Annotated in this window: 19 protein-coding genes and 1 pseudogene; 10 read left to right on the top strand and 10 right to left on the bottom strand. The window is 39.4% G+C overall.

Annotated elements, in window-relative coordinates; translation table 11 throughout:
* Positions 1 to 27: 27 nt before the first annotated feature.
* Positions 28 to 2,730: a DNA gyrase subunit A gene (gyrA, locus tag BCU57_RS06190; RefSeq protein WP_102439818.1), complete on the bottom strand. Its 2,703-nt coding sequence runs from the start codon at positions 2,728 to 2,730 to the stop codon at positions 28 to 30.
* 356 nt (positions 2,731 to 3,086) lie between these two features.
* Between gyrA and ubiG the strand changes: the two genes are divergently transcribed.
* From ubiG to yfaE, 5 genes are all read left to right on the top strand, one after another.
* Positions 3,087 to 3,812, top strand: coding sequence for a bifunctional 2-polyprenyl-6-hydroxyphenol methylase/3-demethylubiquinol 3-O-methyltransferase UbiG (gene ubiG, locus BCU57_RS06185; RefSeq protein ID WP_102439817.1), 726 nt, complete (start codon positions 3,087 to 3,089; stop codon positions 3,810 to 3,812).
* Positions 3,813 to 3,962: 150 nt separating this feature from the next.
* Positions 3,963 to 4,631 carry an HAD family hydrolase gene (locus BCU57_RS06180; RefSeq protein ID WP_102439816.1) on the top strand — a complete coding sequence of 223 codons (669 nt, stop codon included), beginning with the start codon at positions 3,963 to 3,965 and terminating at the stop codon, positions 4,629 to 4,631.
* Positions 4,632 to 5,094: 463 nt separating this feature from the next.
* Positions 5,095 to 7,383 carry a class 1a ribonucleoside-diphosphate reductase subunit alpha gene (gene nrdA / locus BCU57_RS06175; protein ID WP_102439815.1) on the top strand — a complete coding sequence of 763 codons (2,289 nt, stop codon included), beginning with the start codon at positions 5,095 to 5,097 and terminating at the stop codon, positions 7,381 to 7,383.
* A 55-nt stretch (positions 7,384 to 7,438) separates the two neighbouring features.
* Entirely contained in the window at positions 7,439 to 8,569 is a 1,131-nt protein-coding gene (nrdB, locus tag BCU57_RS06170; protein ID WP_102439814.1) for a class Ia ribonucleoside-diphosphate reductase subunit beta, read from the top strand.
* Positions 8,559 to 8,897, top strand: a complete 339-nt coding sequence (gene yfaE / locus BCU57_RS06165; RefSeq protein WP_102439813.1) for a class I ribonucleotide reductase maintenance protein YfaE — start codon at positions 8,559 to 8,561, stop codon at positions 8,895 to 8,897. The genes nrdB and yfaE overlap by 11 nt, the downstream gene beginning before the upstream one ends.
* Before the next feature lie 70 nt (positions 8,898 to 8,967).
* On the opposite strand, the gene BCU57_RS06160 is transcribed toward yfaE, so the two are convergent.
* Positions 8,968 to 9,858 (bottom strand): LysR family transcriptional regulator, encoded by an 891-nt coding sequence (locus BCU57_RS06160; protein WP_102439812.1) that lies wholly within the window; start codon positions 9,856 to 9,858, stop codon positions 8,968 to 8,970.
* 115 nt (positions 9,859 to 9,973) lie between these two features.
* Here BCU57_RS06160 and BCU57_RS06155 point away from each other — a divergent pair, with 115 nt between their 5' ends.
* Positions 9,974 to 11,380 (top strand): MATE family efflux transporter, encoded by a 1,407-nt coding sequence (locus BCU57_RS06155; RefSeq protein ID WP_102439811.1) that lies wholly within the window; start codon positions 9,974 to 9,976, stop codon positions 11,378 to 11,380.
* Positions 11,381 to 11,466: 86 nt separating this feature from the next.
* Here the strand turns inward: BCU57_RS06155 and BCU57_RS06150 are convergent, their stop codons facing one another.
* Positions 11,467 to 13,020 (bottom strand): AbgT family transporter, encoded by a 1,554-nt coding sequence (locus BCU57_RS06150; protein ID WP_102439810.1) that lies wholly within the window; start codon positions 13,018 to 13,020, stop codon positions 11,467 to 11,469.
* 391 nt (positions 13,021 to 13,411) lie between these two features.
* Here BCU57_RS06150 and BCU57_RS06145 point away from each other — a divergent pair, with 391 nt between their 5' ends.
* Positions 13,412 to 15,007, top strand: a complete 1,596-nt coding sequence (locus BCU57_RS06145) for a BCCT family transporter (RefSeq protein ID WP_102439809.1) — start codon at positions 13,412 to 13,414, stop codon at positions 15,005 to 15,007.
* 112 nt (positions 15,008 to 15,119) lie between these two features.
* On the opposite strand, the gene BCU57_RS06140 is transcribed toward BCU57_RS06145, so the two are convergent.
* The 3 genes from BCU57_RS06140 to BCU57_RS06130 all read right to left on the bottom strand — a co-directional run bounded on the left by BCU57_RS06140 (position 15,120) and on the right by BCU57_RS06130 (position 17,686).
* On the bottom strand, positions 15,120 to 15,626 hold the full coding sequence (locus BCU57_RS06140) for a cupin domain-containing protein (protein ID WP_102439808.1): 507 nt from the start codon (positions 15,624 to 15,626) through the stop codon (positions 15,120 to 15,122).
* Positions 15,627 to 15,836: 210 nt separating this feature from the next.
* A complete protein-coding gene (locus BCU57_RS06135) occupies positions 15,837 to 16,844 on the bottom strand; it encodes a Kelch repeat-containing protein (RefSeq protein ID WP_102439807.1) in 1,008 nt (335 codons plus the stop codon).
* Between the two features lie 2 nt (positions 16,845 to 16,846).
* The gene (locus BCU57_RS06130; protein ID WP_102439806.1) at positions 16,847 to 17,686 is read right to left on the bottom strand and encodes a hypothetical protein; all 840 of its coding nucleotides are present in this window, start codon (positions 17,684 to 17,686) and stop codon (positions 16,847 to 16,849) included.
* Positions 17,687 to 18,208: 522 nt separating this feature from the next.
* Here BCU57_RS06130 and BCU57_RS06125 point away from each other — a divergent pair.
* On the top strand, positions 18,209 to 18,391 hold the full coding sequence (locus BCU57_RS06125; RefSeq protein WP_102439805.1) for a hypothetical protein: 183 nt from the start codon (positions 18,209 to 18,211) through the stop codon (positions 18,389 to 18,391).
* Between the two features lie 61 nt (positions 18,392 to 18,452).
* Positions 18,453 to 20,312 (top strand): SLC13 family permease, encoded by a 1,860-nt coding sequence (locus BCU57_RS06120; protein ID WP_102439804.1) that lies wholly within the window; start codon positions 18,453 to 18,455, stop codon positions 20,310 to 20,312.
* A gap of 117 nt (positions 20,313 to 20,429) precedes the next feature.
* Here BCU57_RS06120 and BCU57_RS06115 read toward each other — a convergent pair whose 3' ends face one another.
* From BCU57_RS06115 to BCU57_RS06100, 4 genes and pseudogenes are all read right to left on the bottom strand, one after another.
* Positions 20,430 to 21,095 (bottom strand): SDR family oxidoreductase, encoded by a 666-nt coding sequence (locus BCU57_RS06115; RefSeq protein WP_102439803.1) that lies wholly within the window; start codon positions 21,093 to 21,095, stop codon positions 20,430 to 20,432.
* 208 nt (positions 21,096 to 21,303) lie between these two features.
* Positions 21,304 to 21,927 carry a sulfatase-like hydrolase/transferase gene (locus tag BCU57_RS06110; RefSeq protein WP_157936450.1) on the bottom strand — a complete coding sequence of 208 codons (624 nt, stop codon included), beginning with the start codon at positions 21,925 to 21,927 and terminating at the stop codon, positions 21,304 to 21,306.
* A pseudogene (locus BCU57_RS06105) lies at positions 21,884 to 22,234 on the bottom strand (glycoside hydrolase family 2 TIM barrel-domain containing protein); the annotation flags it as partial. The pseudogene BCU57_RS06105 and the gene BCU57_RS06110, both read right to left, overlap by 44 nt.
* Positions 22,235 to 22,382: 148 nt before the next feature.
* Complete coding sequence (locus BCU57_RS06100; RefSeq protein ID WP_102439800.1) at positions 22,383 to 23,306, bottom strand: sugar-binding domain-containing protein; 924 nt, start codon at positions 23,304 to 23,306, stop codon at positions 22,383 to 22,385.
* On the opposite strand from BCU57_RS06100, the gene BCU57_RS06095 reads away from it, so the two are divergent.
* The gene (locus tag BCU57_RS06095; protein ID WP_102439799.1) at positions 23,286 to 23,552 is read left to right on the top strand and encodes a hypothetical protein; all 267 of its coding nucleotides are present in this window, start codon (positions 23,286 to 23,288) and stop codon (positions 23,550 to 23,552) included. The genes BCU57_RS06100 and BCU57_RS06095 overlap by 21 nt on opposite strands.
* The last annotated feature ends 90 nt before the right edge of the window (positions 23,553 to 23,642 follow it).

The following is a 23,642-nucleotide window of genomic DNA, read 5'->3' as shown; positions in this document are numbered from 1 at the left end:
GGCATCCTTTTTTGTCACTAGAATAACTTATTCGTCATCTTGTGCAGGTGTATCTGTTGCAGGGTTTTCAGCATCAGAAGTAGTTGCAACTACTTCGCCTTCTACTGTTTGACCTTCTGCTTCAGCATCAAGTTCAGATTCATCCATTTGAATTTCTTCGATACGCTGCAAGCCAACGACTTTCTCATCTTCTGCAGTGCGGATAATCGTTACGCCTTGGGTGTTACGACCAATCAACGACACGCCAGCAGATGGTGTACGAACCAAGGTGCCTTTATCACTAATTAGCATAATTTCGTCAGTTTCAGTAACTTGAACTGCGCCTACTACAGCACCATTACGTTCACTTACTTTGATTGAAACCACACCTTTAGTGCCACGGCTCTTAGCTGGATATTCAGCTAAATCAGTACGTTTACCATAACCGTTTTCAGTGACAGTTAGAATATCACCTTCTACTTTCGGAATGATCATCGAAACAACTTTCTGACCATCTTCAAGTTTGATACCACGAACACCTGTTGCTGTACGGCCCATTGGACGAATCGCAATCATGTCTTCACCAGTTTCAGGATCTTTCTTCACTTCACCGGTTTCTGAATCACGTACTTTTTCGTTAAAGCGAACCACTTTACCTTCGTTTGAGAACAACATGATGTCGTTGCTACCGTCAGTAATATCAACACCAATTAGTTGATCGTCGTCTTTAAGGTTAACGGCAATAATACCGTTCGCACGTGGGTTACTGTAAGCCGTTAATGCGGTTTTCTTCACGGTGCCGTGAGCGGTAGCCATAACAATATATTTGTCATCTGCATATTCACGAACAGGTAGAATTGCAGTAATACGCTCACCATCTGACAATGGTAATAAGTTAATGATTGGGCGACCACGAGCGGTACGGCTTGCCAGTGGTAGTTGATAAACTTTCAACCAATACATTTTACCAAAATCAGAGAAACATAAAATCGTATCATGGGTATTGGCAACTAATAGTTTTTCGACGAAATCTTCATCTTTTACTTTAGTAGCAGCTTTACCTTTACCACCGCGGCGCTGAGCTTGATAGTCAGTTAACGGTTGGTACTTGGCGTAACCCATATGAGAAAGTGTTACGACTACATCTTCTTCATTGATTAAGTCTTCTAGACTCATATCAACTTCGTTTTGGTTAATAACAGTACGACGTGGGTCGCCGTATTGCTCAAGCATTTCTTCTAATTCTTCTTTGATCACTTCCATCAAGCGCTCAGGACTACGAAGAATGAATAATAAGCTTGCAATGAACTCAAGTAACTCTTCGTATTCTGAAAGAATCTTCTCGTGCTCTAAACCTGTTAGGCGATGTAAACGTAGCTCAAGAATAGCTTGTGCTTGTTGCTCAGTCAGGAAGTACTTGCCTTCACGGATACCATACTCTGGCTCTAACCATTCAGGTCGAGCAGCATCATCACCGGCTTTTTCAAGCATGCCTTGAACGTTACCAAGATCCCAACCTTGTGCCACTAATTTTACTTTCGCTTCCGCAGGGGTTGGCGATTCTTTAATTAGTGCAATGATTGGATCGATGTTAGCTAATGCAATAGCCAATGCTTCAAGAATATGAGCACGTTCACGGGCTTTACGTAATTCAAATACAGTACGGCGCGTCACCACTTCACGACGGTGAAGAATGAAGCACTCTAGCATTTCTTTCAGGTTAAACAGTTTAGGCTGACCATTGGTCAATGCCACCATGTTAATACCAAAAGAACATTGCATTTGAGTTTGCGCATATAAGTTGTTTAAAACAACTTCACCGACTTCGCCACGTTTGATCTCGATAACGATGCGCATACCGTCTTTATCAGATTCATCACGTAGACCAGTAATACCTTCAATCTTTTTATCTTTAACAAGCTCAGCAATCTTTTCGATCAAGCGGGCTTTGTTAACCTGATATGGGATTTCAGTAACAATAATACGCTCACGGCCATTATTGTCTTCAATTTCAGCTTTTGAGCGCATAATCGCACGGCCACGACCGGTCTTATACGCGTCAATGATCCCTTTACGACCATTAATGCTGGCTGCTGTCGGGAAATCAGGACCTGGGATGTAATCCATTAATTGCTCAATAGATAACTCAGGTTCTTCAATTAATGCTAAACAGCCTTTAATCACTTCTGAAATGTTATGTGGCGGGATATTTGTTGCCATACCAACCGCAATACCAGACGAACCATTAATTAATAATGTTGGTACACGAGTAGGTAAAACCGCTGGGATAAATTCAGTACCATCATAGTTAGGTACAAAATCTACGGTTTCTTTTTCTAAGTCAGCTAATAAAGAATGTGCCAACTTACGCATACGAATTTCGGTATAACGCATCGCCGCTGCTGAATCGCCATCAACAGAACCAAAGTTACCTTGGCCGTCAACGAGCGTGTAACGCATTGAGAATGGTTGTGCCATACGAACAATCGTATCGTACACGGCCGTGTCACCATGTGGGTGATATTTACCAATTACGTCACCAACAACACGAGCTGATTTTTTATAAGGCTTATTGAAGTCGTTTTTCAACTCGTTCATGGCAAATAACACACGACGGTGAACAGGTTTTAACCCATCACGAACGTCAGGTAATGCACGACCTACGATTACACTCATTGCATAATCTAAATATGAATTCTTTAGTTCGTCTTCGATGTTAATTGGCGAAATTGATGATGCCAGATCAGTCATAAACTGCTCGTTCCCCTAAAATTAGCGCACAATAATTATTCCATTTTATTGTGTAGCTCAAAAACGTGATTTGGCATTCTAACACAGATATTTAAAGAGGCTAGACCCTAGAACAAGGAAATATTAACGCGAGGATAAAAGCTGTCAAAAAATCTTTAAATTCAACAATCTCTATTACATTATTTGCGTATTTCATTTTGATAAATTGCCCCATAAAAAACTGATGTCGTTTTTATGGGCAGACATTGAGCAATATTCCGTCAACCAAAGTGAAATCTTGCTTCATCTCACTATGTTTATTCAATCCAATGGTTATAATACCTGCAATAAATACTAATAATTAATGGGTTCTCGACATGTCTAACCAAGAACAAACCACGCCGCAAAATGTAGATCATCAAGAAATAGAAAAATTTGCCCAAATGGCCCAGTCTTGGTGGGATCCTAATGGCAGTTTCAAGCCTTTGCATCAACTTAACCCATTACGCCTTAATTATATCGATCAAACCAGTGGTGGTATTTTTGGTAAGCAAGTATTAGATATCGGTTGTGGTGGTGGTATTTTGTCAGAAAGCATGGCTAAAATTGGTGCCAATGTAACAGGTTTAGACATGGGTGAAGCGCAAATTGAAGTGGCTAAACTGCATGCATTAGAAACTGGCATCGATATCCAATATCAAACCATGACCGCAGAAGAACATGCACAGCAACATCAAGGCTATTATGATGTGGTCACATGCATGGAGATGTTAGAGCACGTCCCTGACCCATTATCAGTGATTAAAGCATGCTGCGATATGATTAAACCTAACGGTTATGTGTTCTTTTCAACCATTAACCGTAACCTGATGTCATATATTCAAGCAATTGTTGGCGCTGAATATGTTTTAAAGATGCTGCCAGTTGGCACGCATGACCACAGTAAGTTCATTAAACCGTCTGAGTTAATCAATTTGGTTGACCAAACAGAGCTTCATTGCCGTGATGCTCTTGGGATAAGCTTTAATCCTTTAACGGGTGTATATAAGTACACGAATAAAGTTGACGTTAATTATATGATCGCCACCCAAAAAGCTGATTAGTATCACATCGTCATCTTTAATAGCCAGCCATAAATAGTAGAACAATATTAAAGTAGTAATACTGCAGTGAATCAGTGACATTACTACTTTAATCCTTCACTTAATTCATAATCGGATTAAGTAATCGCTAATAACTTCAGCACGCTTAGGATAACTATGAACAAGATTAAAGGTGTACTCTTTGATTTAGACGGTACATTAGCTGATACAGCCCCAGATCTTGTCCATGCATTAAATTTAAGTTTGCAAGAGCGCGGTATCGCTAGTAAAAGTATTGATAACTTACGCTATGCTGCCTCCCATGGTAGTTTGGCGCTTGTAAAAGCCGGTATACCTGAGCTTTCCCATGAGTTACAAATCGAAGTTCAGCAAGCTTTGTTAGTGCATTACCAACGGGTCAATGGTGAAAAAGCATCATTATTTAGCGGTTTTGATGATTTTCTGTTGTTATTAGAGCAACGTGACATCCCTTATGGTGTTGTTACTAATAAACAAGCCCGTTTTACTCGGCCATTGGTTAAGGCCTTAAACATCGAGCACAAACTCACTGCGATTATCAGTGGTGACTCCACCCAGCACTCCAAACCACATACCGCGCCAATGTTACTTGCTGCCCAGCAAATTAATTGCCTGCCACAGGACATCCTATATATAGGTGATGCTGAAAGGGATTTAATTGCCGCCCGTAATGCTGGGATGAAAGGCGCTATCGCATTATGGGGTTACTTGTCAGAGCAAGATAAACCCAATGAATGGCCGAGTGATTTTCAGTTCAGCAAGGTTGCCGACTTACATCAGGCTTTCCTTAACAAATCTTAAATATAAATAGCAAATAATTTTGTTAACAAAACAATCGATCGCCGAATATTGTAGCGATCGAGCTCACGTTTTTTTTCGACTAAATATTAATCTTAACCAACAAAATATCGTGTATTTTGACCTAGCAGGTTAGCCTTCACTAACATTGGCCACTATACATAAGATATCCACAACTTATTCACTAAATTGCTGCTTGCAAATCGCCCCAAACCTCACTATCTTGTATGTAAGTTTTAATTAAACACCATATCTTGTGTGTGACATCAGAACAAGACACAAGGCTTTTTCTGCTTTGGGTCTTCAAATAACACTCGTATTTCTTGGATATATTACGTTGTTAGTGCTTATGGATGATCAACTTACAAGGGAACGTATTGTGATTTAATGGCGATCGTAAACGAGACGATTAAAAAAGATCCAAAATTTAAATCACGCAAACTATTTTACAATCAAGGCTTTTTTAATGAACAGCAATATGACAGTCACAAAACGCAGTGGCGAACGCGAAACAATCGATTTAGACAAAATTCATCGCGTTATCGAGTGGGCAGCTAAAGGATTGAAAAACGTTTCAGTCTCAGAAGTTGAATTACGTTCTCATCTACAATTCTTTGACGGTATTCCAACTGAAGCAATCCACGAAACCATTATTAAAGCAGCAGCAGACTTAATCTCACCAGAAGCGCCTGATTATCAATTCCTCGCTGCAAGACTTGCTGTTTTTCATTTACGTAAAAAAGCTTTTGGCCAATTTGAGCCACCGAAGTTAGTTGATCAAGTCACTCGCTTGGTTGAACTTGGCAAATACGATAAGCATATTTTAGAAGATTACACGTCAGAAGAATTATCCATTTTAGATGGTTATATTGACCACTGGCGCGATATGAACTTTTCTTATGCTGCAGTTAAACAGCTTGAAGGCAAATACCTAGTTCAAAACCGCGTCACTAACGAAATTTATGAAAGTGCTCAGTTCCTGTATATTTTAGTGGCAGCTTGTTTATTTGCGCGTTACCCAAAAGACACCCGTTTAGATTACATCAAACGTTTTTATGACGCGGCTTCAACATTTAAGATTTCTTTACCAACCCCAATTATGGCAGGTGTACGTACTCCGACACGTCAATTTAGCTCATGTGTATTAATTGAATGTGACGACAGCCTTGACTCTATCAATGCGACCGCATCTTCAATTGTAAAATACGTTAGTCAACGCGCAGGTATTGGGATCAATGCCGGTCGTATCCGTGCATTAGGTAGCCCTATTCGCGGTGGTGAAGCATTCCATACCGGTTGCTTACCATTTTACAAGTACTTTCAAACAGCGGTTAAATCGTGCTCTCAAGGCGGCGTACGTGGTGGTGCAGCTACCCTATTCTACCCGTTATGGCATTTAGAAGTTGAATCGTTACTGGTACTTAAAAATAACCGTGGTGTTGAAGACAACCGTGTTCGCCATCTTGATTACGGTGTACAGCTAAACAAATTGATGTACCAACGTTTAATCAAAGGTCAAAACATCAGCCTATTCAGCCCATCTGATGTGCCAGGTTTATACGACGCTTTCTTCGCTGATCAAGACGAATTTGAACGTCTATACCTTCAGTATGAAGCTGACTTAAGCATTCGTCGTAAAGAGATTAAAGCAGTTGAATTATTTTCATTGATGATGCAAGAGCGTGCATCAACAGGCCGAATCTACATTCAAAATGTTGATCACTGCAATACTCACAGCCCATTTGATCCGCAAGTTGCGCCAATTAAGCAATCAAACCTTTGTTTAGAAATCGCCTTGCCAACTAAACCGTTGAAGAATATTGATGATCCAAATGGTGAAATTGCCCTTTGTACATTATCAGCATTAAACCTTGGTGCTATCAAAGATTTATCAGAGCTAGAACCATTAGCTGACTTAGCAGTACGTGCATTAGATAACTTGCTTGATTATCAAGATTACCCAATCATTTCAGCGCAACTTGGTTCTATGAATCGTCGTACTCTAGGCATAGGTGTGATTAACTTCGCTAATTACCTTGCTAAGAATGGCATGAAATATTCTGATGGCTCAGGTAATAACTTGACCCATAAAACCTTTGAAGCAATTCAATTTTACTTATTGAAAGCATCAAACAATTTAGCAAAAGAGCAAGGCGCATGTCCTTTGTTCAATGAAACAACGTACGCTCAAGGTATTTTACCCATTGATACCTATAAACGTGACTTGGATAAAATTTGTGACGAGCCATTACACATGGATTGGGAAGGTTTACGTGCCGATATTAAACAGCACGGCCTGCGTAACTCCACTCTTTCGGCATTAATGCCGTCTGAAACATCATCGCAAATTTCTAATGCAACCAATGGCATTGAACCACCACGTGGCCTGATCAGTGTTAAAGCCAGTAAAGATGGTCAATTAAAGCAAGTTGTACCTGACTTTGATGAACTTAAAGATAAGTATGAATTACTTTGGAATATGCCAAATAATGAGGGTTACTTACAGTTAGTCGCTTTGATGCAGAAGTTTGTGGACCAAGCAATCTCATCAAATACCAATTACGACCCGACACGATTTGATAATCAAAAAGTGCCTATGCAAACCTTACTGAAAGATTTGCTCACCGCTTATAAGCTTGGGGTTAAGACCCTTTACTATCACAACACCCGTGATGGTGCATCGGATCAGTTTGATGACATCACTGTCGTTGAAAAAGAAGACGATGGTTGTGCAAGCGGCGCTTGTAAGATTTAATCACTAATTAGCATATATACGCGGGGAGTTTTCCCCGCTTTTTTGGGATATAAAAATGGCTTACTCTACTTTCTGTCAAACTCCGAACAACCCAATGTATGAACCTATGTTCATGGGACAACCCGTTAACGTTGCACGTTACGATCAACAAAAATATGAAGTGTTCGAAAAGTTAATTGAAAAACAATTATCCTTTTTCTGGCGTCCGGAAGAAGTAGATGTAAGTAAAGATAAAATCGATTATCAAAGTTTACCTGAGCATGAAAAGCATATTTTTATCTCAAACCTCAAATACCAAACCTTACTTGATTCAATTCAAGGCCGCTCACCAAACGTAGCATTATTGCCATTAGTGTCGTTACCTGAGCTTGAAACTTGGATTGAAACTTGGTCTTTCTCTGAAACTATTCACTCTCGTTCATATACCCATATTATTCGTAATATTGTTAATGATCCTTCAGTAGTTTTTGATGACATCGTCGTCAACCAAGAAATCTTAAAACGGGCCGGTGATATCGCTCAATATTATGATGACTTGATTGAATTAACCCAAGTGATGAATCTACACGGACAAGGCACGCACCTCATCAACGGTAAAGAAATTACCGTTAATAGCCGTATTCTTAAAAAATCATTGTATTTATGCATGATGTCAGTCAACGCATTAGAAGCAATTCGTTTTTATGTTAGCTTTGCATGTTCATTTGCTTTTGCTGAACGTAACTTAATGGAAGGCAATGCAAAAATTATTCGTTTGATTGCCCGTGATGAAGCATTACACCTTAATAGTACTCAGCATATTTTAAATATTATGCAAGGTGGAAAAGACGATCCTGAAATGGGTGAAATTGCGGCTGAATGTGAGCAAGAAGCCTATGACATCTTTTATAAAGCTGCAGAACAAGAAAAGCAGTGGGCACAGTACTTATTTAAAGACGGTTCAATGATTGGCTTAAATGAACAGATTTTATGTCAGTACGTTGAATATATTACTAACCAGCGCATGAAAGCGGTTAATTTAAAACAGCCTTATGCTGAGCAAACTAATCCACTTCCTTGGATGAAAAACTGGCTTGAAAGTGATGCGGTACAAGTTGCCCCACAAGAAGTAGAAGTCTCTTCTTACTTAGTAGGACAAATTGATTCAGCTGTTGATAGCGATGAGTTTTTAGATTTTGACCTATAATAGACATTTAAAAAAAGCCCCCATTGTTAGCTTAAATGGGGAACCTGTGTTGCTGTTTAATCAACAGCAACACACGCTTTTAGAAGTATTAGAAATAAAAAAAGTCAACGTCTTCTCTGAATGTCGACGTGGTTTTTGTGGTGCCTGTAAAACCAAAATCATTAGTGGTAAGGTGAGCTATATCAATGAGCCACTTGTTGAGTTAGAAGCTGATGAATGCCTGCCATGTTGCTGCGTACCCGATAGCAATATTGATTTAGATCTCACCACAGATGAACCCAGTAATATTTACGTTCAACAACGCAGACATCTATTAGTGACTGAGTAATATCACTAATTAACGCTAAGTCATGACCTGACTTTTAGTAATAGCATCTTTGATAGACATAAAAATTGAATTATATTCTTTCTTTTTTAGCTGCGATGAACATTTTTTCCACCTCACCAAACATCCAGTTCATTATGTGTCCCGCACCTTTATCCCGTCGCTTCACTAATCCCATTTCAATGGTGAGTGAATCCGATATGTGATAACAGCTTAACTCAATTATCTCGCCTGTATACCAATCTGAATGGGCAATATGCTCCGGTACTAAGGCCCAACCTAAACCACGGGCAACGAGAGAAGTAATATAATAATAGCTGTCCACGTGCCAACAATTAGCTGAAATAGGTTTACCTGTGGTTTCTAAGTCACAAATAACAAATTGTTTATACATGTTTAATTGTGAAATATTTGGCACTGGTATTGACGCTAACGGATGTTTCGGTGCAACAATTAGAGATTGATGAAAACTATCAATGGTAAAGAACTCTAAACTGTCACTCAGTTGTTCACCCAAGAACAAAATACCTAAATCAGCCTTTCCTATTTCAACCCACTGTGCAATATCGTCTCGGGTTCCATTTAAGATAGTCAGTTTTAATAATGGAAATTGGTGAGCGGTTTTATCAAAGAAATCTTCGAAAATAGAGATAGGTACAGCTTCGTCAATAGCGATTGTTAGCGACAATTCATCATCAGTCATTACCGACATAGCTCTAGCATTTAAACGCTCACATTGTGCTATAACGGCATTGGCTTCAATATACATTTGTTCGCCCTGCTCTGTCAGCACAGGTAAACGCCCAGATCTATCAAATAATTTAAAACCTAAATCAATTTCCAAGTTAGCTATAGCACTGCTTATCCTTGACTGCGCTTTTCCTAAAGAACGGGCAGCAGCAGAAAATGAACCTAAATTCACGGCAGTAACAAATGCTTGTAATTGCTCTATAGACCAATTCATATTCATACTCTTAATTGAATCATTAACAATCTATCCGTTTAGCGGATAGTAACCAGCTTTACTCTATCTTATATGGTGCGATAATGATGCTTCATTCTCAACAAGCCTTAAAAAAATGTCGTTAATCATATCTCAAAAAGTTAACCCTAATAATGTGAAGCAACATTATTGGAAATATGCAATTCCATCGATTAGCGCAATGCTAGTCAGTGGCTTATATCAAATCATCGACGGTATCTTCGTTGGCCATTACATTGGTTTCGAGGGGCTTGCTGGGATCAACCTCGCTTGGCCAATTATCAGCGGTATTATTGGTGTTGGCATGATGATAGGCATGGGTGCAGGCAGCTTATTATCGATCAGCCGTGGCGAGAATAACCCTATAAAATCAAAACGCATTTTAAATAATGCCATCGCCCTGCTCATTGGCTTTAGCATAATGGCTGCGCTGTTCATTCAATTTTTTGCTAAAGACTTATTGTTATTACAAAAAGCTGAAGGTGAGAACTTATCTATGGCAATGGCCTATATAGACGTTTTTGTTTATGGCGCATTTTTTACAACCGCGGCTACTGCAATACCACTGTTAATTCGTAATGATGAAAACCCGGCTATCGCGACACAACTTATGGTGCTAGGTGCCTGTGTAAATATCATATTGGATTACCTGCTGATTGTCCTTTACCCAATGGGCTTGCATGGTGCTGCGTTGGCTACCATGATTTCTCAAACCTTAGTCGTGATATTAGGCGGCTGTTATTTTATGTCGAGTAAATCGAATACTAAATTACAATTTTCTTTGAATGTCATTAACGTTAAGACTATGGGTTCTATAATGGCATTGGGCTTATCCAGTTTGTTTATGTTCATGTATTTTAGCTTTATTATTGCCTTACATAACTACTCATTCATGGTTTACGGCTCGGCTGTGCATGTCGCCGCCTTCGCGATTATCGGCTATATCGCCACAATGTTTTATCTCATAGCAGAAGGGATTGCTGGGGGTATGCAGCCACCGGTAAGTTATTATTACGGCAAAAAACAAATAGCCAACATCAAAACAACGGTGATTCTTGCGACAAAAGTCGTTTGTATTTTCGCACTGTTATTGGTTGTAGTATTAAACTTGTTTCCTAGCAATGTGCTGCAGCTGTTCAGTCATGGCGATGGCGCATTAATGGCTGAAGCTTTAATCGGAATTCGATTACATCTGTTTGCGTTAATCTTGGACGGTATTATCTTTGTGGCCACAGTGTATTTTATGGCCGTTAATCAAGGCCGTAAATCCTTAACCATTTCGATAAGTAATATGCTGATCCAACTTCCATTTTTGATGCTTTTGCCGTTGATGATTGGGGTCAATGGTATTTGGCTGGCTGTGCCACTTTCCAATATAAGCTTATGTCTTTTACTGATGCCGATGGTATTTAATGAACTAAAACGCATTAAAAAGATCGACGAACAACACCAGCCTGTAGCGGTAGTACACCAAAGTCCCCAAACAACGAGTGTGCACGCGTAAGCGCTGTGCAAATATACAAAAGGACTGCAAATGCAGTCCTTTTTAGTTTATTCGATTGTAGACTGTAGGCCTAAATCATTAAGGGCTTAACCGTAGGTGTAACTTGCACCAAGGCCTAATGGGAAACCAATTGACCAATAGATCAATAACCAAGCGCTCCAAATAGACAACAATGCCAAGCTAAATGGCAGCATCATTGATATCAATGTGCCGATACCAATCCCCTTCACATAGCGCTGACAATAGACTACCACTAGTGGGAAATATGGCATAAGCGGCGTAATGATATTAGAACTTGAATCTCCGATACGGTAAGCCGCTTGCGATAAATCAGGACTAATATTAAGTTGCATCAACATAGGAACCAGTACCGGACCAATTAATGCCCATTTAGCAGATGATGACCCTACAAATAGATTCACAAAACCCACCAAAATGACCATGCCAATAACAGTGACTTCTGCCGGTAAGTTCATCGCCTTAAGGCCACCTGCGCCTTCAACAGCAATTAATGCGCCTAAATTAGATGCAGAAAATGCCGCGACAAACTGGGCACAGAAAAACGCCATTACAATATAGTGCGCCATGCCACTCATTGATTTTGACATCGCCTGCACCACATCGGCTGAACTTTTAAAGGTGCCAGTCATAAAGCCATAAACCAAACCTGGCAATACAAAGAAGATAAAGATTAACGGCACAATTGATTGCATCAATGGCGCACTAAAACTGGTTAACGAACCACTAGCATCGCGTAAGGTTGATGTTTCTGGAATAGTTAACGAGAAAAAGCCGACAATCGCTGCCAACATCACTGCAGAAGCCACTCTAAATGCGTTTAACTCTTTTGAAGTGACCTCTTCCATTGCAGGTAAATCAACATCTTCACACTTTACTTTGTGGCTACGATTCAGTCTTGGCTCAAGTATTTTATCGGTTAAATACCAGATTGTTAAGGTGATAGGAATACACGACGAAGCAGCAAAAAACCAATTGTTAAGTGGATTGACCTGAATATCAGGATCAACAATTTGAGCCGCCGACTGCGTAAAGCTTTGTAGTAATGGGTCGATACCAGAAGGAATAAAGTTGGCGCAGAAACCACCTGATACACCGGCAAATGCCGCGGCAATACCCGCTAGTGGATGACGACCTACGGTATAAAATATTACCCCAGCAAGTGGGATAACCACCACGTAACCTGCATCTGTTGCAGTATGTGAAATAATGCCCACTAACACGACCGCTGGCGTTAAAAATTTAGCGGGAGTGATTTTAAGCATTTGTTTAAGTGCTGTATTAATAAAGCCTGATTGCTCTGCAACGCCGACACCTAACATGGCAACAAGGACCACCCCTAATGGGGCAAACGCGGTAAAGGTAGACACCATAGAGGTTAAAAAGTGCGTTAATGCTTCAGCGCTAAGCAAATTATTAACCACGATTGGACTATCGGTTCTTGGATCAATTGCCTCAAAACTTACCCCAGACAATAAAGCTGAAATTCCCCATACTGCAAACATCAAAATTAAGAATAGCATTGCAGGATCTGGTAATTTATTACCCACTCGCTCAATACCATCTAATGCTCTTCCTAAAAAGCCGGGTGCTTTTTCTGAAGACTCACTTGTAGTTGTCATTTTAGCCCTACCTTCATTGATACCTTAATCCATTAGCAAAGCATAAATGCCATCAACATTTATCGCTAGTGGATAGAGGTTATATCTATTTTTGAATTTTTGTATTTTTCAGTTTATTAAACCAACCTTTAAGCAAACTTAAAAAAAGAGCCACAATGCTTATAAAAAAAGCATCAAACACAATATTCAGAACTTTATTCCGCAGTTTAGATATTGACAATTACAGCACTACTAAAAAAAAACAGACAAACCCAAGGTGGCAACATAACAAACAACCAATTAACATCAGTAACTTGCGGTATTTTTTATTATAAAAACACTCATCACTCAGGGTCTAAATCTGTTAACCTTTAATAAAAATAGTTACTATAAAATGAGTTGTTGAGGGCACATGAGTCAATCAAAAGACAAATACAGTATTAATAATACTGACTACGAAGTGGGACAAGATAATATCCAGAAATGGGGTTTTGATATCCACAATCCTGTTTTTGGTATCAGTGCAGGCTTAATCGCTGTTTTTCTAATTGCATTACTTTCAGTCGATGCAAGCACTGCAAAAGCAGCACTCGATGGCGTTAAATGGAAAATAATCAATAATTTTGATGTGCTTTTCATGTGGTCTGCAAACTTTTTCTTACTATTTTGTATCGCCTTAATTATTTCTCCCTTTAGAAAAATCCGCCTTGGTGGCAATGACGCAGTACCCGAATATTCTATATTTTCATGGATGGCGATGCTATTTGCAGCAGGAATGGGCATTGGGCTGATGTTTTGGGGCTTAGCAGAACCTGCAGCTCATTATACTGGTTGGTTTGAAACGCCCGGTGGTGTCGAGCCATTTACTGATGAAGCCATTAAAGCTTCTCTAGGTGCTACCATGTTCCATTGGGGTCTACACCCATGGGCAATATATGCGGTAGTAGCATTATCAATGGCCTTCTTCACATTCAATAAAGGCTTACCCCTGTCTATGCGCTCTGCGTTCTACCCTATTTTAGGTGATAGAACTTGGGGTTGGTTTGGTCATATCATTGATATATTGGCAGTGCTTGCCACTCTGTTTGGTTTAGCAACATCACTAGGCTTGGGCGCTCAACAAGCTGCCAGTGGTATAAGTCATGTATTTGGGATCAGTAATGGCATTTCAACTCAACTTATTATTGTTGCATTTGTTACTTCATTAGCCATATTTTCAGTGATTCGCGGTATGCACGGCGGCGTTAAAGTTCTCAGCAATATTAATTTACTGGCAGCTTTTGCTTTATTGTTATTTATCATAATAATGACTTTTTCCGTCACTCTGACCTATTTACCGATTACTATCATGGGCTATATTGAAAATATTATTCCATTAAGCAATCCACATGGTCGAGAAGACGAAGCTTGGATGCATGGCTGGACAGTATTTTACTGGGCGTGGTGGATATCTTGGTCACCATGTGTGGGGATGTTTATTGCACGTATTTCTCGCGGTAGAACAGTAAAAGAATTCCTACTTGGCGTACTATTGATACCAACAGCGATTACTATTTTTTGGATGGCAACATTTGGCGGCAATGCTATTGATCAAATCATCAATCAAGTCGGTGAATTAGGTGCCAATGGGCTAACAGATATCACGCTAGCGTTATTTCAGGCTTTTGACGTAATGCCAATGACTTCGATAATTTCGATTCTTTCAATCATATTGATCATGGTGTTCTTTATTACTTCATCTGACTCGGCTTCACTGGTCATAGACAGTATTACATCCGGTGGTAAGATTGATGCACCAGTGCCACAACGTATCTTTTGGGCAACCACAGAAGGCGCTATTGCAGCGGTATTATTGTATGTTGGTGGTACAGAAGCGATACAAGCCCTTCAAGCGGGCGCTATATCCACAGGACTCCCTTTCACCATTATCTTACTGACAATGTGTGTAAGCTTAACAATGGGTTTGAAATCGGAAATGGATATTAACCAGAAAAACTACGCTAAGTAATAATTGTAGTTCTAATTAAAATTCCATTAAGTAGAATATAAAACCAGCAAAATACTATTAAAAATAGATTTGCTGGTTTTTTTAGCATTAAAGCTGACTATTATTTCACCGGTTAAGGTTTTTCGACATTAACGCCTTTACTACTTGCTCGAGTAATAAAAAACTTCATTGATACATCGCCAGTATTAAATATGCCGTGTAAGTCCCAGGGGGAAACATACAATACATCGCCAGTTTTTGCAGGTGTTTCTACGCCGTTTAACGTCCAAATACCCGAGCCTTCTACAATGTATAAATACTCCTCTTCAGCATGTTGGTGAGGCGGATGAATTTCGTTGTTAGGTTCTATAATTGCCAAACCCACAATTGTATCCTTGGTGCCTATTGTTTCGCCGTAAAAATAGGTGTAGAAATCACTACCATCGTAAGCTGTCTTATGGGTGTTTTCAAAGTTAACAATACTAGATTGAATATGACTATTTGATTCATTATTTATAGCGTTAGTTTCATTCGAATCTGTATTTTTTACAAAGGCACACGACGTCAGAAAAGTTATAGATATCGAAATAATTAAGTAAAATCCCGATACTTTTGCCATTTTTGACAGATTATTTTTCATAGCTTGTTCCTTATCGTAAATAAATTGCCAACTTTAACTTAAGCACTTTCATAAAAAAGTACTCAGCCGGCTACCTATTTATCTGATCCAATAGCCCCTTCACCAACTTGTTAAATTTTCAGGTATTAATATAACCAGAGACACATATATTCTTATCTGTGATTCAGATTAACTTATCAATTTTAGGTATATTGCATTGTCATTATTAAGCTATTTATCATTATTAAAAATAGCATCGAGCTTAATACGTTCAACTGAATTTAATTCGGGTGATCCACCCTGCATACCAGAACCTGAGGCAATCCATAGGTAGCCATTTGCTTCGATAACACCACTCCCGTGTCTTCCTTGAATTAAAGAAGGCTTTTTAAGCCATTGTTTTGATTGGCTATCAAATAAGTGAACTTCTTCATGAGCTTTATTGGGATCGGCACTTTCTCCCCCGACTACTATCAATTTATTTTGATGAGCGAATATTGCAATGCCAGCTCGTGGGATTGGTAATTCGTTTCGCACTACTTGCCATTGATTAGTCTCGATATTAAATACATCAAGTTTGCCTTCAACTAACTCAAAGACTTGATTGTGCTTGCCTAGAGTTCTTCGTCCCCCTGCAACATAAATATGATTATTTATTAGCGCAGCTTGAGCATGGTCTCGCGCGTGTGGGGCATCATTTAGAATAGTCCAGGTATTGGTCATAAAGTCATAGCGATCAACCCAGTTAACATTGCCATCTAGGTGACCATTAGTAATACCGCCAATAAGGTAAAGGGAATCGTTTTTAACAACAGCAACGGCACTACCTCTTAACCTTGCTGGTGGAATAGCAGGACCTTTTTCCCATTTGTTTTCATTGGGGTAAAAATAATAAATATTTTCAACTGGCGTCTCAGCGGGATAAGCTCCAGTTAACGCCCCTGCAATAACAATTTTGTTTTTCCATACACTTGGTTGAAAGTGATGTAGCTCTATGGGGGATTCTTGTAAAGGGCGCCACATTAACAAATTAGGGTCAAACTCATCAACGGCTTTTATTCCTCTGCCACCAATTAAATAACCCTTATCTTCAAATTTGATAAAGCCCGCTTCGTGGCGTGCAGAGAAAGAGTTCGACGTTGCTATTTGCTGCCAAGTGGTTGTGGCTGTTGCGTTAAGTACAACAAATAGTGAAACAAACAAGGCCACCAAAGAAAGGGTGGAATGGGTAATTTTCATGGCTATTTCTCTGAAAGCGTTTTGTTATACTTAGTAAAAAACGCCGCTACCGTTGGTGTGTCTTGAATATCTAATATATAAGTGACTTCAACTAAATCAGAAAAGTCAGTACCGCCAGCTGAAATCGCCTTGTTATCGTAGCGCCCATTAATACCATTATATTTTGTACATATTTCATTGGCCTGTTTCCAAACTTTTGCTGACAAAAGCTTGGTATCTTCAAGATTTTTACTTGAGTAGGATTGATTGTTAAATCCTGGGGTACCGTTTCCTTCTTTGTTACCGTCAGCAATTCTTATGTAAGTGGTGTTTTGCTTAACGTAATTTAATGCATCCACGCTAGTTTCTTGTTCATTCCAATCGGCGTGTTGCACTACGATCATTTGATCTTTGGAAAATGAGATATTGAATTCACTAAGTGCTACTAATATTTCTTGAGTAAAATCACTTTGCCCTGCCTCTACCAACCAAACATTGCCACCTAAAGATAATGTTTTGTTTATCTTTTTGATGCTTCTATAGATAGAGTTTTGTCTGTCGTTATGTGCATCTGTCCAGTTTTGCTTGAACACCATATCGAATAGGTTATTTGCCGGTACATAGGCGCCTGCTTGTATGCCGTAAGTGCCGCTAATAGCGTAGTAATTCAAGTTTTCATATTCCTTTGATTGCAGTAATAAATCGAATGCTGCAATGGTATGAACATCATCAACATCCGTTTTAAGATCAAAGTTTAAAAGTAGTAAGTCTTTGTCTATGTCGAACTTTTGTTCCGTGGCAGCGCCATTAAATGATAAAAATAGCGCAATGATGAACAAGAGAGATTGAGTTATGTATTTCATGTAGAGCCTCATGGTTATTTATTATGTTTAGACAAACATTAAGTTATTTTTTTCTATCAAAAGCATTGATTTTTCGACTCTTAGCGAACTTAAACAGCAGGTACAGCTAGAAAGAATAAAGTTATGCTAGCTGTTTTTTTAGTGAACAAATTGACTGTCAAAATATCAACCCATCAACAGTTATGGTTATACTGACCATTACCATAACGTCTTAACGATACGATGTTCAACAACTTTTTATTAACAACTTTATCACCCAAGATTTAACCATTGAAAAATCTACTCTTTATTGCCTTAAACTAATGTATTTAGACTGGAGTGTTATGCTTAATGCGGTCACCTAATTAGATGTGAATTTTCAAAGCTCTAGTGGTCAAAAAATATTGGCAAACCTCAGCAAGATTAGCAATCTATACATTGGTACCCCTCCTTTAAACATTAAATAATTAGCGACTTACTTAGCAGAACTACAATGTGTCACCTATGCTTTAGATAATCTGAATATAAATCTGTAGGTTGTACATGACTGTGAGAAAAAGCATCCCCAAGGTTGCCGATACTGTTTTAGTTGATGGTCATTACATAGTTGAGCAACGATCTTATGTTGAGCGCCGCAAAAACAAATCGGCTATCGTTCGTTATGACCGCAGAAAACAGCGAGACCCACGTTTACCGCAATTTAAATCTATTGACGAGGTGGTGTGACTTCAATAGCCGATAGGTCTAAATAATCATTTCAACAACCATCCTCTAAAGACCAAATACCATGTCACCAAATCAAATTATCATTGTTATAATCTTATTCGTTACTATGGCGCTTTTTTTATGGGGGCGCTGGCGTCATGACTTAGTCGCTATGTCTGCCTTGCTTGTTTGTGTATTCACAGGTCTAGTCCCAAGCAGTGAAGCTTTTACAAGTTTCAGTCACCCAGCAGTCATCACTGTGGCCGGTGTGCTGGTATTAGGCTATGGCCTGCAACGCTCCGGTGCTGTCGATATATTGGCAAAGTACTTATTACCAGCTCAAGCGGGACCAACCTTGAGTATACTGGCGCTGATCAGTTTGGCGGCCTTGCTATCAGGGTTTATGAATAATGTAGGCGCCCTTGCATTACTAATGCCTATTGCGATTCAAATGGCTGCTAAATATGACTTACCTGCAGGGAAAGTATTAATGCCACTGGCATTTGGTTCAATTTTAGGCGGGATGACAACTTTAATTGGTACGCCAACAAATATCGTCGTTTCTGGATTTCGTGAATCCAGCGGATTAGGTAGTTTTACCATGTTTGACTTTTCGCCAGTAGGTGTTTGTATTGCTCTGGCTGGAATCGTGTTTGTCGGTTTATTTGGCTGGCATATCGTACCCAGTCGCAAACAATCTTCATCTGGCAGTTTTGATACCGGTAATTACTTCTGTGAAGTTAATATTGTGGCTGGCAGTATTGCTGAAAAAATGAATCTGCGAGAAGTAGATAAATTGCTTGATGAGGCCGATGCTCAAATTATCAGCATGATCCGTCGCGAGGTACACCTCACGGCCCCAAATCCAAATAGAGTGCTACAAACTGGTGATATCCTGATCATAGAAGTCGAACCGGAATCTATCCCTAAAGCACTTTCTAGCCTAGGGCTAGAACTTGAACCAGAAAGCGCTATTACAGAAGAAGCGCAAACTGTAGCAGTGGTTGAAACTAAACTGCAAAAAAAAGGCGACGAATCAACACCAGAATCTTCTAAAGATGATGATAATGACACAAGTAAGCCTGCAGAAATTATCATGCAGGAGCTAGTCGTAATGCCAGGCACCACAATAGTTAATCGCTCGGTATCCGATATTGAATTACGTAACCGCTATGGTATCAATTTACTCGCCATCTCTCGCCAAGGCCACCGCTCAGTAAAACGTTTACGATCTACCCCGATAAAAGCCGGTGACGTATTATTACTTCAAGGTGATCCTGAATCTGTATCAGGTTTTGCATCTCAGTACGGCTGCTTACCTTTGGCGGCGCGTGATATTCGCGTCCCCAAAAAAGGACATGCACTAACTGCGTCACTGATCATGATAATTACCCTCATTACTGTAGCGTTCGGAATACTGCCAGCAGCGGTAGCATTTGTAGCAGGCGCCCTTGCCTTTACTTTATTTGGCTTAGTACCAATCCGCTCTATTTATACTTCAATCGACTGGCCTGTGATTGTTTTACTTGCGGCTTTACTGCCTGTTGCTAATGCTATGTACACAACTGGCACCGCAGATTTAATTGCCCAGTTTTTACTGGATAATATTGCCCAGAGCCATGCCATTGGCGCATTATTATTGGTGTTAATTGTGACCATGTTTTTATCTGATTTGATGAATAATGTCGCCACTGCAGCAGTCATGTGCCCGATCGGGATCAGTACTGCAGCCCAACTTGGGGTTAACCCTGATACATTCTTAATGGCCATAGCGATTGGGGCATCATGCGCGTTTTTAACGCCAATAGGTCATCAAAACAATACCCTGATCCTCGGTCCTGGTGGGTTTCGCTTTGGGGATTATTGGCGACTGGGTTTATTACTTGAACTTATTGTGGTGTCAGTGAGCATACCTATGCTGCTATGGGTGTGGCCATTTTAATCAACATTGCTGAATTTCTAATAGCTTCCACATAATGCATTCACAAGCTATATTTTATATCGCTTGTGATCAGCAATGGGCTTTTTAATAATCAGTTTTGACGTTTTGCCTTTAATCTTACCAAGGCAACACTTGACCGTTTGAATGTTTAAATACGCCAGTTTGACTCATATCAAGTTGCGTTATTAAACCTACAATACGCGCAGCTGATTCAGTTGCTGATATATCACCGCCATGATTTACCATATCTGTTTGTACATAACCTGGGTGATATATACCGACCGCAACCTCTTTTGATGCTAAGTCATGACTTAACGACATTGATGCAGCATTTAAAGCAGCCTTTGACATACGGTAACCATAACGACCACCTGAGGTATTATCTTCGATAGAGCCCATTCTTGAGGTTATCATCGCAACTTTACCACCAACATTTAGTTGTGATTGTAGCGCAGCAACAATACGCAACGGAGCCAGTGCGTTTACTTCAAACTGCTGGCGAATCGTATCTATGTTCAGATGAGCTAACTGCTCATCACGTAAAATACCCGCATTGCACACCAGTACGTCAATTAACACACCAGCAAGTGAGGTTTTCATATTATGAATCCCCTCATCGGTAGCCACATCAATTTGAGTTATCACGTTAATACCCAAATCGTCGAGCTCATCAGAAGTATGACGGCATAATCCAAACACTTTATAACCTTGCTGCTTGAATAGTTTTGCTAGTGCTAAACCAATACCGCGGTTTGCACCGGTAATAACAACATTTTTTGACATAGAATAATCCTTAAAGACTGAACGCTACATTGAAAATGCAAACTAAATAGTAGAATTAAATAGGAGAACTAAGTATTCATATTTAGCACAGATATTGAATCTTATCAGTAAACAAAAAAAACTAGCATAATGCTAGGTTTTTTAAAAAATGACGAAAACCACATTTTACATCAAGCTTTAGGGCTACATCGACGTCATCTTCTTTCAGTTAAAGCAAAGGTGTAGTTCTAATACCTGAAGACCTTATATTGAGATATTGAGCTAACATGTTTTCCGCTAGCATCTTAAACTCTTTATTATTTATCAAGTTTTTTTGTTCATTTTCTTCTTTATTAGCATCAAGATCAAACAGTGCAACAGGCTTCCAATCAGTTAGATTTCGGTTAGTTTTGATAATTAATTTCCATTGTTCTTTTCTCAATACTACTTGAAAATCAGTGCCACCTTGTTGCAGCATAAACTCTCTGCTGGCTAACTCAGTTTTACCATCAAAAAGCGGTAAAAGATTCATAGAATCCATCATTTGATTTTCATTTGCTTCAAAACCAGTAACAGCAGCAATGGTCGCGACTACATCGTGTGCCATTATCGGTTCATTTACGATCTCGCCTTTAGAAATCATCTCAGGCCAATGAATAATAAATGGTACTCTATGACCGCCTTCATAAGCTGATTTTTTGCCATCTCTATACTCACCCGAAGCTCTGTGTCCGCTCGCTTGACTAAACAATACCCCCCCGTTATCAGATGTAATCATCAATAACGTATTGTCATACATTCCCTTGGCTTTAAGCGCTTTTACAATGCGGGCTATTTGAAGATCTAATTCCACAATCGGTCACTGAAGAAGTTTCGCTCGCTAATTTAATCCAGTTAGGATGTGCTTTATGAATATTAGCGTAGAGTGTTGGCTTGTAATTTAAGCCTACAATATCAACCTCATCGGCAAGTTTATTCTTAATTGCACCATTAGGATTATTAAAGCCTGCTGCGGCTAATCTAATAGGATCTTCGTCATGAGCAATATCAGTGAGTGTCTTAGCAACCTTCCAACCATCTTCAACACCTTGTTCCATAATTTCATTGCCCGTACTCCACATGATGATAGATGGGCTATTACGATTTTGGCGGATCATGTCGCGTAAATCTTGCTCATGCTACTCTGCAAAATCTTTTTGATATCCATTAACTACTGTTCGTTTTTCAATTTCCCAAACATCAAAAGATTCGACTTGAAGCAAAATCCCCATTTCATCTGCAAGTTTGACAAGTTCAGGTGATGGAGGGTTATGTGATGTTCGAATTGAGTTCTTTCATGATTTGTAGTTTACGTTCTATCGCTCGGTGATTAGCCACTGCGCCTAATGGACCATTATCATGGTGTAGACATACGCCTTGAATTTGAACTCTACGCCAATTTAACCAAAAACCATCGTTGGCTTTAAATTCAATATGACGAACACCAAGCGGTGTTTTATAGCGATCAACAATGACATTGTTTGTGCTAATTAATGTCTCAATTTCATATAAATGCGGGTTTTCAGTATCCCATAAAATTGGATTAGCTAAGTCAAAAAGCTGTGTAACTGTTTTTTGAGAATTAGCTGCTAGCTTGTGAATAATATTGGGGGTTTCAATCACGGTGTCACCCGCTAAATTTCGTACCACATGACGAACATGAGTTGAAGCGGCCTCACCTTTATTATTAATTTTCGTTTCAAGTTTAACTTGCGCATAGGTAGGAGTGACTTTAGGCGTGCTAACGAAAGTTCCCCATTTGGCCACATGAATATCATCATTAATATCCAGCCAGCTATTTCGATATAACCCTGAACCGGCATACCAACGAGCTGAGAAATTTTCCGGAGATAAACTTACGGTTATGACATTAGGTTTATCGTCATAATTTAAATAAGGCGTTAAATCATATTCAAAAGCAATGTAACCAAAAGGACGATGCCCTACTAAATGGCCATTAATGTATACATTTGAATTGTTCATCGCAGCATCGAAAGTGACTGATACATGCTTACCTTGCGTGTTTTTAGGCAAAGTAAACTCTTTACGGTACCAACCATCCCCAAATACGGGTAAACCGCCATTTCGCGCATTGTATTTAGTGTCAAATGGTCCTTCTATAGACCAATCATACGGAATAGTGACTGAATGCCATTGGCTATCGTCAAAGATATGAAAGGAATTTTTACTCAAAGTGGCAAGTCTTTAGCACTATTTCGCTCAGAAGATGGCTTTAATTGGCAACAAGCTGAACATCCATTGGTATCTCCATTAGTCATTAATTGGCAATCTGGTCGCCAAAAAGTTAACCATTTAGAACGGCCTCAAGTGTGGTTAAAAGACGGTAAGCCCGCGGTATTATTTTGCGCTGCAGATGTCGACAGAGAGCATTCTTTTAATGTCCATATTCCGTTGAACTATGAATATTCAGGTAATTAATAGTATAGGTATATTTTACACAGCTTCTTGATTACAAAAAGTGCTTAAATAATCAGCTTCTAGGTTAACACCATTTTTCAACTAAGACTT

Source organism: Shewanella sp. 10N.286.48.B5 (assembly GCF_002874355.2).
Classification (GTDB): domain Bacteria; phylum Pseudomonadota; class Gammaproteobacteria; order Enterobacterales; family Shewanellaceae; genus Shewanella.
This window is presented reverse-complemented; position numbering and strand designations above follow the sequence as displayed.